This is a genomic window from Mycobacterium sp. 1245852.3 (genome assembly GCF_001669335.1).
Lineage (GTDB): Bacteria > Actinomycetota > Actinomycetes > Mycobacteriales > Mycobacteriaceae > Mycobacterium > Mycobacterium europaeum_A.
In genome coordinates, this window is record NZ_LZLL01000469.1 from 1 (window position 1) to 7750 (window position 7750).

A 7750-nucleotide genomic window follows, 5' to 3' on the forward strand; every position below is an offset into this window, starting at 1 on the left:
GTGCGGCATGCCGTGGCCGCGCAGGGTGATGACCGACGCCGGTTGGGTGCCGGGCGGGATGGTGATTTCGCTGACGCCGTCCAAGATGGCGTCGACGGTGACGGTGGCGCCCAGCGCCGCGTCGACCATCGGCACCGAAACCGTGCAGTGCAGATCGTCGCCTTCGCGGACGAAGACGTCGTGGGGCTGTTCGTGGACCTCGACGTAGAGGTCGCCGGCCGGGCCGCCGCCGGGCCCGACCTCACCCTGGGCGGCGAGCCGCACGCGCATGCCGTCGCCGACACCCGCGGGGATCTTGACGCTGATCTCGCGGCGGGCCCGCACCCGGCCGTCGCCCATGCATTGATGGCACGGGTCGGGGATGACGACGCCGACGCCCCGGCAGGTCGGGCAGGGCCGGGACGTCATCACCTGGCCCAGCAGCGAGCGCTGCACGGTCTGCACCTCACCGCGACCGCCGCAGGTGTCGCACGGGACCGGCGCGGAGTCGCCGTTGGTGCCCTTGCCTTGGCATCGATCGCAGAGCACCGCGGTGTCGACGGTGACCTGCTTGGTCACGCCGGTCGCGCACTCTTCGAGGTCGAGGCGCATGCGCAGCAGCGAGTCCGAGCCCGGCCGTACCCGCCCGATCGGGCCGCGGGAGGTCGCGCCGCCGCTGAAGCCGCCACCGAAGAAGGCCTCGAACACGTCGCCCAGGCCACCGAATCCGGCGCCGAAACCACCGCCCGCCGCGGCCGCGTTCTCCATCGGATCGCCGCCGAGGTCGACGATCCGCCGCTTCTCGGGGTCGCTCAGCACCTCGTAGGCGACGCTGATCTCCTTGAATTTCGCCTGCGCGGCCTCATCGGGGTTGACGTCCGGATGCAGTTCGCGCGCCAGCTTGCGGTACGCGCGCTTGATCTCCGCGTCGCTGGCGTTTCTGCTCACGCCGAGCAGCCCGTAGTAATCGCGTGCCACGCTTGACTCTCCTATACCTGGTCTTTCCCCGCGCCTACCCACCCTGCGGGTGCGCGTTCATCGAGCACCCAGGACTTCGCCGATATACATGGCAACCGCAGCAACGCTGGCGATAGTTCCCGGATAGTCCATCCGGGTGGGCCCCAGCACACCCATTCCCCCGTAAACGGTGTCGGAAGTGCCGTAGGCGGTGGTCACCACGGAGGTGCCCAATATCTGCTCGGCGGCCGTCTCGTGGCCGATGCGCACCGTCACCTTACCGGCTTCCTGCTGGGCGGCCAGCAACCGCAACACCACCACCTGCTCCTCCAGCGCCTCCAGGATGGAGCGCAACGAGCCGCCGAAATCGGCCGCGTTACGGGTCAGGTTGGCGGTACCGCCCAACAACAGGCGCTCTTCGGTGTGTTCGACGAGGGATTCCAGCAACACCGTCGCCGACCGGCCGACGGCGTCACCCAGGCCGTCCGGGCTGCGCAGCTGTCCGGCGAGGTCGGCCACCGCGACCGAGGCGGCCGACAGCTTCTTTCCCACCAGCGCCTGGCCAAGCATCTCGCGCAGCTGGGCCAGTTCGTGCTCGTCGATGACGTCACCGAGTTCGACGACCCGCTGGTCGACCCGGCCGGAGTCGGTGATGACAACCATCAGGAGCCGGGCCGGGGTCAGGGCGATCACCTCGAGGTGGCGCACCGTGGACGACGACGCCGTGGGGTACTGCACGACGGCGACCTGCCGGGTCAGTTGCGCCAGCAGCCGCACCGCCCGGCGCAGGACGTCATCGAGGTCGACCCCGGACTCGAGGAAGCTCTGGATCGCGCGCCGTTCGGCCGACGACAGGGGCTTGACGTCGTCGAGCCGGTCGACGAATTCGCGGTAGCCCTTCTCGGTGGGCACCCGTCCGGAACTGGTGTGCGGCTGGGTGATGTAGCCCTCGGCCTCCAGCACCGCCATGTCGTTGCGGACGGTGGCGGACGAGACGCCGAGGTTATGTCGCTCCACCAACGCCTTGGAACCGATCGGTTCTTTGGTCGCGACGAAGTCGGCCACGATGGCGCGCAGCACCTCGAACCGACGGTCATCGGCACTTCCCACCGGCCGCCACCTCCTTCGATACCGCCTTGACCGGATTCATTTTACGGGCCCGGGCGGCGTCGACCTCACCGGTGAAGCGCGAGCAGACGCAAAAGCACGCTGCCCGTCCGCGTTCGGGTGCTTTTGTGTCTGCTCGCCGGAACAACCGGCGTCCCGCTAGCCTTTCCAGAATGAACCGGTCGGGCCAGAGCAACGATTCGGGAAGGGTCGGCCGATGATCTTCAAGGGCGTGCGCGACGGCAAGCCGTATCCCGAGCACAACCTCTCGTATCGGGATTGGTCGCAGATTCCGCCGCAGCAGATCCGGCTCGACGAATTGGTCACCACCACAACGGTGCTCGCCCTGGACCGTCTGCTCTCCGAGGACTCCACCTTCTACGGCGATCTCTTCCCGCACGCGGTGCGGTGGAAGGGCATCACCTATCTCGAGGACGGCCTGCATCGCGCGGTGCGCGCCGCGCTGCGGAACCGCACCGTGCTGCACGCGCGGGTATATGACATGGATATGTCGCTGCACCCACCGAGGTGATTCGAGTGGTCACGTTCGGGCCTCACCGCGTGTCGACCTGGTAAGGACGTTGGTTTCCGCCACAACTTGCCAGGAGGACCGCCATGGCACGGCTGCAAGGAGTCTCCGACCGCGACGCCGGACTCGGCGCCAAGATCGCCTTCTTTTTCACGAGGCGCAAGCTCGCACGGATGACCGGGCTGGAAACCGCGGGGATGCTGGAACCGCTGCGGATGTACGCGCACATCCCGCGACTGCTCAACGCCTACGGCAGGTTGGAGCAGGCCGAGTCGAAACTCGACGTCCTCACCCCGCGCCAGCGGGCGCTGGCCGAGTTGAAAGCGGCGACGACGGTGCGCTGCGAGTACTGCATCGACCTCGGCTCCCAGATCGCCCGGCGCTGGGGCATCACCGACGAGGAGCTGCTGGCCCTGGCCAACTACCAGAGTGCGCCGTGCTTCTCCGACGTCGACAAGCTGATCCTGCAGTACGCCACCGCGATCAGCCGTACCCCCGTCGCGGTGACCGACGAGCTCTTCGATGCGCTGCGCGCGCACTTCGATACCGCCCAGCTGGTCGGCTTGACCCACGTCATCACGCTGGGCAACCTGCGCGCCCGCTTCAACATCGCGCTCGACATCGGGTCGTCGGGCTTTTCCGGTGACCGGGTGTGCGCCCTGCCCGAGACCGACCGCCGATGACGGCGGATGCGTCTCTGGCGGCACGCTTCGAGGCGGCCCGGCCCCAGCTGGGCGCCGTCGCTTACCGCCTGCTGGGCTCGATCGACGACGCCCAGGACGCGGTGCAGGAGGCCTGGTTGCGCCTGAGCCGCACCGCCGGCGTGGACGGCGTCGTCAATCTCGACGCCTGGCTGACCACGGTGGTGGCGCGCATCTGCCTGAACATGTTGCGCGACCGCCGAACCCGGGGCCGCGACGAACATCTCGGCCGCCTGCCCGATCCGATCGTGGAGGCGGACGGCGAATCCGACCCCGAGCACCGCGCGATGCTGGCCGACGCGGTGGGGCTGGCGCTGTTCGTGGTGCTGGATACGTTGCCGCCGGCCGAGCGGCTGGCGTTCGTGCTGCACGACGTCTTCAGGGTGCCGTTCGAGCAGATCGCGGCCATCGTCGAGCGGACGCCGGAGGCAGCCCGCAAGCTGGCCAGCCGGGCGCGGCGCCGGATCGAGCAGGCCGATCCGTCGCCCGAGGGCACGGTGGCCGCGCAACGCGAGGTGGTCGACGCGTTCTTCGCGGCGGGGCGCAGCGGCGACTTCGACCGCCTGGTTTCGGTGCTCGATCCCGACGTGGTGTTGCGTGGTGACTTCGGTGTCCGCACCGCCGTCTTCCGCGCCGAGGGCGCGCAGCAGGTGGCCGGGCTGGCCCGCGGTTACGCCGGGCCGGAGCGCGAGGTCCGTTCGGCGACCGTGAACGGCGCCGCGGGCGCGGTGATCTTCGTCGCCGGCCGCGCGGCGTCCGTCATGGCCTTCGTGGTGCGCGGCGGCCGGATCCGCGCGATCGACGTGCTCGCGGATCCGGCCCGCATCGCCAGGTTGGACCTGAGCGCATTACGCGCGGGTCACTGACCGGCGGCCTGCAACAACTCCATCGCCGAGGACCGCGACAGCACCCAGCCGCCCTGGTTGACGAACGTGACGTTCTGCGTGACCGGCGACGTCAGCTTCGGGCCGGAGACCGCAACGTCGGCCGTGGCCGAACCGGCCGCGGCCGGCTGGATGTTCGTGACGTCGAACGACAGCGGCAGGTCGCCGTTCTTCGCCGCCTTCTGCAGCTTCTTGTCGGCGACGTGCGCTTCGATCCCGCTGATGCCGCCCTGCACCAGATTGCTCTTGTTGGCGAACGGGACACTCGGGTCGGCGAGGCTGGTGAGCACGCCGGTCAGCTGATCGGGAGTCGGCAGGTTGGCGCCCGCGACGGGCTGCGCCGGTGGCGGGTCCTGCGGAAGCGGCGCGCCGACAGTGGCGAGCCGCACCCCGGCGGCCAGCGCACTCGGGGTTGCGGTGGAGGCGACGCCGGCGGCAACGCCCCCGACGATGGCCAGGGCTGCCACCCCGGTGGCGATGGTTTTGACGATCTTCATGGTTCCCCCTTCGGTGGGCACGAATGTCGACGCAGGGTTGGCGATCCGCAACGCCGGTTCGTGGCGGTGTGGACGGTGTCAGCGTGCCCGTTGCGTTTGTTATTTCGTGTCTCGGCACCGATACGTTACGGCCATCCGATGTGCGGGCAACAGGAGAAGACTGTGCGCCGGCTGTGCGGGGGCGTCCGCCGTGGGCCCGATATGCCAAACCCCCATGCGCCTGCGTTGCGGGGCGCATGGGGTTCGGCGATGTCGTCGGTGTCTTAGTTCGTCGCGGTGGCCGCCTGGATCAGCGCGATCGCCGCGTCGTGCTGCAAGACCCAGTTGCCGCCCTGGTTGACGAACACCAGGTGCTTGTTGACCGGCCCGGCGAACTTCGGGCCGGTGATGCCGACGTCGGCCTGGGCCAGGTTCGGCCCCGCCGGCGCGATGTTCGTCACGTTGAACTGCTCGGGGAAGTTCCCGTTGCGGTAGGCCTTCCGCAGGTCGTGGTCGGCCACCATGCCCTCGTTTTGAGGGATGCCGTTTTCGACGAGGTTGTTCTTGTCCCGGTAGTTGACGCCGGGGTCGGTTACTTGGGTGCACAGGTTGGCTAGCTGGTCAGCCGTCGGCAGCTGCCCCGGCGCGCCCGGCGGCGGGGGCGGAGGCGGCGGCGGATCCTGCGGCAGTGGCGCGCCGACGGCCGCCAACTGCACATGATCCATCGGTGCTGCAATGGAAGCCACGCCGGCGGCGGCGCCGCCAATGGCGGTCAGGGCCGCCACGCCCGTGGCAATGGACTTCACGGATTTCACAGGTCCCCCTTCGATGCACATGGACCGTGGCGGAATCCTGCGGATGGCCGCACACGGTCACACGTCTCCATGGTTGAAGATGGTGTAAGTGTGCCCTGTGACTTGGGATTTTGTGTCTCGGGTCGGTCACGTTACGACGACGCTACGGTCGCGACGTGTGAAAACACGCTAAATGGCCTGTGCCGCAAGTGGGTTTTGGCGCTGCAGGCACGCGGCCGGTTACTCCGCGGCGAGCGTTTCGATCAAGCTCTTGGGCCGGATGTCCGACCAGTTCTGTTCGACGTACTGCAGGCAATCCGCGCGGCTTGCTGCCCCGAACGCCACCCGCCAGCCGGCCGGTGTGTCGGCGAAGGTCGGCCACAGGCTGTGCTGGTCCTCGTCGTTGACCAGAACCACGAATGTCGCGTTCTCGTCATCAAAGGGGTTGGCGCTCATCGTGTCTCCTTCTCACGGGATACTTGGACGGGCTGACGGTGGATCCCAACACCCGATCGGACAGCAGGCCAAGGCAGCTCAGGTTGGGAAACCCGGGCCCCTGGGTGAGCCCGGACAGGTTCGGCAGGAACAACTTGGGTGTCACGTCGGTGACGGCCAGGTCATAACCTATCGCCTCCTCCAGTCGCTCCGAGGTCAGGGGCCCACCAAGGCCGAGTTCCAGCAGATCAAGCGCGTCCTGGCTGAATAACGGTGCGAACCAAAGCGAGTCGGCGCCGGAGCCGTCGATGACGAGATCGAACCCGTGTACCGTTTCGAAGTTCTCACTGCCGCGGTTGGTGGACAGCGTCAACCGGATCTGTCCCTCCTTGCCGACCGCGTGGGCGACGCGGCCACGCAGGTGGTGGATGCGATCGTCGGCCAGCAACGCCTCCTGCACATTGGACGAGAACACCCCACGGTCGGTGCGGGCCAACGCGTCGCGGCGTTCGGCCAGGGTCAGGGCCGGCCAGTTGGTGGGATCGGAGAACAGCGAGTTCTCGAAGAATCCCTCGCCGCGGGTGAACAACGTGGCCTGCGGGGAGATCACGGTGATGCTCGAAACCCGGTGGCGAAACAGCTCATAGAGCATTGCCGCGGCCGTCTCGCCACCGCCGATCACCGCCACCCGCTCCGCATTGATCCGGTCGTGATTGGCGGCGCGGTCCCAGAACTGGGCGATCGACAGCATGCGCGGATTGCCGGGCAGCAAGGACTTTTCGGCCTGGCCGGGGCCGGTGATCATCAGGGCATCGGCGTGCACGGTGGTTTCGTGTGTGTGCAGCGCCCAGCGGTCGCCGGTGATCGCCAGTCGTTCGACGTCACCGTGCACCACATTCATGCCCACGTGGTCGGCGACCCAACTCAGGTACTGGCTCCACCGGCGATGCGTCGGTGCCGGCCTGCCACGATCGATCCACTCGGCGAACGATGCCGTGGCGATCAGATAGGACTGCCAGCTGTAGCGGGTCATCCGCTCGTCGAGTTCGGCGTTGCGGCGCGGCACCAGCGCCGAGCGGTAGGGAAACCCCACGTCCTTTTCCGGGCTGGTACCGAGCCGGTGCGCGCCGTCGGTCCATCCGCCGCTGGCCTGCCAGTTCGCCGCGACACCGATCCGCTCCACGGCCACCACGTCGGGAACCTCGACGCCCATCTCGCGCAACGCGAAGGCCTTGGCCGCGACGGCCACCGCCTTGGCGCCGGCCCCCACGATCGCCAGTGTGCTCATTTCACCATCTCCCGCAGTGATTCGATCCAAAGCTCTTGCAGCGCCGCAATATCGGAGTCATCGAGAATGTCGGGCAGCGCGCGCCACTGCGCGGCCAGCACCCGCTCCCCGCCAAAGGTCAGCACCATCGCCGCGATGGTGAGCTCATGGCGCACGGCCAGCTCCGGCTCCGGCACCGGCGACGCGCCGGCGAGCAGCTCGCGTTCGAGCCGCAGCCCCGTGCCGCCGTCGGCGTGGGCGGCGCCGAGGTAATTCAGCAGCAGTTGCGGGGGCCGGAAGCCGGCGAGCCGCTCGGCGGTGTCGGCCCGCAAGTAGCGCAGCAACCCGTAGTCGAGTCCGTCGCCGGGGATGGAAGCCAGCTGCTCCCCCACCCTGCGCGGGTCGGTCGAGTCCAGCCTCACCGGGTAGATGGAGCTGAGCAGCCCGACGGTGTCGCTGGTGTCGATGGTGTGTGCGCCCGGGCCGTCCACCAAACCGTCTGCGCGGCCGTGTGTTTCGAGCGCCAGCAGCGGTGGCGGGGTGGGCTGGCCGCGCAGCTCGCGCCAGCGGGTCACCGTCGCCGCGGTGGCGGTGACCAGCAGCGTGGGCAACGGCAGACCC

Annotated in this window: 9 protein-coding genes and 1 pseudogene; 3 read left to right on the forward strand and 7 right to left on the reverse strand. The window is 68.6% G+C overall.

What is annotated here, in order from left to right:
• Positions 1–957 (reverse strand): molecular chaperone DnaJ (dnaJ, locus tag A9W96_RS20780; protein ID WP_067142665.1); only part of this gene is annotated, 957 nt, incomplete at its 3' end.
• A 57-nt stretch (positions 958–1014) separates the two neighbouring features.
• Complete coding sequence (hrcA, locus tag A9W96_RS20785; RefSeq protein ID WP_066867767.1) at positions 1015–2046, reverse strand: heat-inducible transcriptional repressor HrcA; 1032 nt, start codon at positions 2044–2046, stop codon at positions 1015–1017.
• 214 nt (positions 2047–2260) lie between these two features.
• Between hrcA and A9W96_RS20790 the strand changes: the two genes are divergently transcribed.
• The 3 genes from A9W96_RS20790 (at position 2261) to A9W96_RS20800 (ending at position 4139) form a co-directional block, all read left to right on the forward strand.
• A complete protein-coding gene (locus A9W96_RS20790; RefSeq protein ID WP_066867769.1) occupies positions 2261–2575 on the forward strand; it encodes a type II toxin-antitoxin system VapB family antitoxin in 315 nt (104 codons plus the stop codon).
• 83 nt (positions 2576–2658) lie between these two features.
• The gene (locus A9W96_RS20795; RefSeq protein ID WP_067142668.1) at positions 2659–3255 is read left to right on the forward strand and encodes a carboxymuconolactone decarboxylase family protein; all 597 of its coding nucleotides are present in this window, start codon (positions 2659–2661) and stop codon (positions 3253–3255) included.
• The gene (locus tag A9W96_RS20800; RefSeq protein ID WP_067142672.1) at positions 3252–4139 is read left to right on the forward strand and encodes a sigma-70 family RNA polymerase sigma factor; all 888 of its coding nucleotides are present in this window, start codon (positions 3252–3254) and stop codon (positions 4137–4139) included. The genes A9W96_RS20795 and A9W96_RS20800 overlap by 4 nt, the downstream gene beginning before the upstream one ends.
• Here the strand turns inward: A9W96_RS20800 and A9W96_RS20805 are convergent.
• The 5 genes and pseudogenes from A9W96_RS20805 to A9W96_RS20825 all read right to left on the reverse strand — a co-directional run.
• Positions 4133–4654 carry a hypothetical protein gene (locus A9W96_RS20805; RefSeq protein ID WP_066867777.1) on the reverse strand — a complete coding sequence of 174 codons (522 nt, stop codon included), beginning with the start codon at positions 4652–4654 and terminating at the stop codon, positions 4133–4135. The genes A9W96_RS20800 and A9W96_RS20805 overlap by 7 nt on opposite strands.
• 263 nt (positions 4655–4917) lie before the next feature.
• Complete coding sequence (locus A9W96_RS20810; protein WP_067022751.1) at positions 4918–5448, reverse strand: hypothetical protein; 531 nt, start codon at positions 5446–5448, stop codon at positions 4918–4920.
• A gap of 219 nt (positions 5449–5667) precedes the next feature.
• A complete protein-coding gene (locus tag A9W96_RS20815; RefSeq protein WP_067022754.1) occupies positions 5668–5883 on the reverse strand; it encodes an MbtH family protein in 216 nt (71 codons plus the stop codon).
• Entirely contained in the window at positions 5864–7150 is a 1287-nt protein-coding gene (gene mbtG / locus A9W96_RS20820; protein ID WP_067142675.1) for an NADPH-dependent L-lysine N(6)-monooxygenase MbtG, read from the reverse strand. The genes A9W96_RS20815 and mbtG overlap by 20 nt, the downstream gene beginning before the upstream one ends.
• Positions 7147–7750: pseudogene (locus A9W96_RS20825) on the reverse strand (non-ribosomal peptide synthetase); the annotation flags it as partial. The pseudogene A9W96_RS20825 and the gene mbtG, both read right to left, overlap by 4 nt.

Excerpts from the sequence above, each read along its gene's own strand:
- A9W96_RS20790 (WP_066867769.1), top strand. The coding sequence starts at position 2,261 with ATGATCTTCAAGGGCGTGCGCGACGGCAAGCCGTATCCCGAGCACAAC.
- A9W96_RS20795 (WP_067142668.1), top strand. The coding sequence starts at position 2,659 with ATGGCACGGCTGCAAGGAGTCTCCGACCGCGACGCCGGACTCGGCGCC.
- A9W96_RS20800 (WP_067142672.1), top strand. The coding sequence starts at position 3,252 with ATGACGGCGGATGCGTCTCTGGCGGCACGCTTCGAGGCGGCCCGGCCC.
- A9W96_RS20805 (WP_066867777.1), bottom strand. The coding sequence starts at position 4,654 with ATGAAGATCGTCAAAACCATCGCCACCGGGGTGGCAGCCCTGGCCATC.
- A9W96_RS20815 (WP_067022754.1), bottom strand. The coding sequence starts at position 5,883 with ATGAGCGCCAACCCCTTTGATGACGAGAACGCGACATTCGTGGTTCTG.
- mbtG (WP_067142675.1), bottom strand. The coding sequence starts at position 7,150 with ATGAGCACACTGGCGATCGTGGGGGCCGGCGCCAAGGCGGTGGCCGTC.